Origin of the sequence: Desulfovibrio sp. 1214_IL3152, assembly GCF_036763055.1 — a bacterium.
Taxonomy (GTDB): domain Bacteria; phylum Desulfobacterota; class Desulfovibrionia; order Desulfovibrionales; family Desulfovibrionaceae; genus Desulfovibrio.
This window is the reverse complement of the sequence record NZ_JBAIYW010000322.1, coordinates 1-1,945: the sequence shown is the minus strand read 5'-3', so window position 1 is coordinate 1,945 and position 1,945 is coordinate 1. Positions and strand designations below refer to the sequence as shown.

The 1,945-nt window shown below is 60.7% G+C and carries 2 protein-coding genes; one reads left to right on the top strand and one right to left on the bottom strand.

The features are described from left to right. Positions 1-271: 271 nt before the first annotated feature. Positions 272-469: a DUF2065 domain-containing protein gene (locus tag V6C07_RS06915; RefSeq protein ID WP_333535620.1), complete on the bottom strand. Its 198-nt coding sequence runs from the start codon at positions 467-469 to the stop codon at positions 272-274. Positions 470-516: 47 nt separating this feature from the next. Here V6C07_RS06915 and V6C07_RS06910 point away from each other — a divergent pair, with 47 nt between their 5' ends. Beyond that, positions 517-1,830, top strand: coding sequence for a nucleotide sugar dehydrogenase (locus tag V6C07_RS06910; protein ID WP_333535619.1), 1,314 nt, complete (start codon positions 517-519; stop codon positions 1,828-1,830). The last annotated feature ends 115 nt before the right edge of the window (positions 1,831-1,945 follow it).

Sequence of the window (1,945 nt, the reverse complement as noted above, 5' to 3'; positions counted from 1 at the left end):
AACACCGGTGGAGCAAGCACGGCCTTTCGCCACAGGCCGCAGAGACAGAATGCCTTTCGGGCCTCATTACGAAAGCGCGCGCAAGCGCTGTTTGCCGCATGGGGCCACAGGCAAGAAAGCCTTGCGACAAGGCTGCCCGGCAGGCGCCAGAACAGTTTACGAATGAAATGAGTTCACTGCTCTGCAAGGATTTTCAGGAAAATCCTTGCCACGAAATGCGGGCAGGCAGACTTTTGCCTGCCGTAAACGAGCATTTCGGGGGTTCACTGCTCTAGCGTGAAGCCAGCCAGACGACCAGCAGCCCCAGTGCCAGAGCCGTCAGCCCCAGCACACGCAAGCGGCTTTCCGGCAGAGGAAGAATGCTCAGCAGCGCCCGGCGCATACCGCCGGGGAAAAGCGTCCAGCACAGCCCCTCAAGCACGATGGCAAGGCCCAGGGCGCGGAAAAAAAGTTCTATATTGAAGTCCATGCTTTTCTTGGTGACGAAAAAAGCCTGTTTTGTAAAGGAATGAAATTATGGTGACATTCGAGGCCCTGCAACAAGGCAAAGAAACGCTGGCCGTCGTCGGCCTCGGCTATGTGGGTCTGCCCCTGGCCGTGGCCCTTTCGCGCCGCATGAGCGTGCTGGGATTTGACATCAGCGCCCCGCGCATCAAGGAACTGCAGGACGGGCACGACCGCACCCGCGAAGTGGACGACCAGAAACTCCAGGCCGCCAATGTGCGCTATTCCTGCGATCCGGCCGACCTCAGGCAGGCCGCCGTCATTATTGTGGCTGTTCCCACGCCCATTGACGATCACCGCTCCCCCGACCTTACTCCCGTGGTGGGGGCCAGCACCACCGTGGGCCGCCACATGAGCAAGGGCTGCGTGGTCGTATACGAATCCACCGTGTACCCCGGCCTGACCGAAGAAATCTGCGTCCCCATCCTTGAGCGCGAGTCCGGCCTCGCCTTTGGCCGCGACTTTACCGTGGGCTACTCGCCCGAGCGTATCAACCCCGGCGACAAGGTGCACACCCTTGAAACCATCACCAAGGTTGTTTCCGGCTCCGACGACGTTACCACAGACCTGCTGGTTCAGATCTACGGCTCGGTGGTCACGGCAGGCATACACCGCGCCTCCAGCATCAAGGTGGCCGAAGCCGCCAAGGTCATCGAAAACACCCAGCGCGACCTCAACATCGCCCTCATGAACGAGCTTGCCATCATCTTCGGCCGCCTCGGCATTGATACCCTTGAAGTGCTTCAGGCCGCAGGCAGCAAGTGGAATTTCCTGCCCTTCCGGCCCGGTCTTGTGGGCGGCCACTGCATTGGCGTGGACCCCTACTACCTTACCTACAAGGCCGAAGAACTGGGCTTTCACCCCGAAGTCATCCTGGCGGGCCGTCGCATCAATGACAATATGGGCAAGTACCTGGCCGAATGCACGGTCAAGCGCCTTATCAGAAGCGGCCGCATCATCAGCGGCGCGCGCGTGGGCATTCTGGGCTTTACCTTCAAGGAAAACGTGCCGGATCTGCGCAATACCCGCGTGGTGGACGTTATCCGCGAACTTGAGGACTACGGCGTGCAGGTGCTCGTGAGCGACGCCGAGGCCGATCCTGCCGAAGCCCTGCACGAATACGGCCAGATTCTGCTGCCCCAGGGCGACCTGCACAATCTGGATGCCCTTATCCTGGCAGTGGGACACGATGCGTACAAGGCATTGTCCCCCGATGCCATAAAAGGTCTCTTTGCCCAGCCGGACAAGGCCGTTGTGCTGGACGTAAAAAGCTTTCTCGACCCGGCCGCCATGCGTGACGCGGGCATAGACTACTGGAGGCTGTAAACCGCGTGAGCCTGCTTATCTGCGCTGCCACCGGCCCGGAACTGGCGGGCCTGCTGCCGGACTTTGTTCCTCTTTCCGCGTTCGCGCGGAATGACGAAACAGGCTCCGCGCAGGC

Bases quoted from the DNA above. Each gene is read 5' to 3' on its own strand.
- V6C07_RS06915 (WP_333535620.1), bottom strand. From the start codon at position 469: ATGGACTTCAATATAGAACTTTTTTTCCGCGCCCTGGGCCTTGCCATC.
- V6C07_RS06910 (WP_333535619.1), top strand. From the start codon at position 517: ATGGTGACATTCGAGGCCCTGCAACAAGGCAAAGAAACGCTGGCCGTC.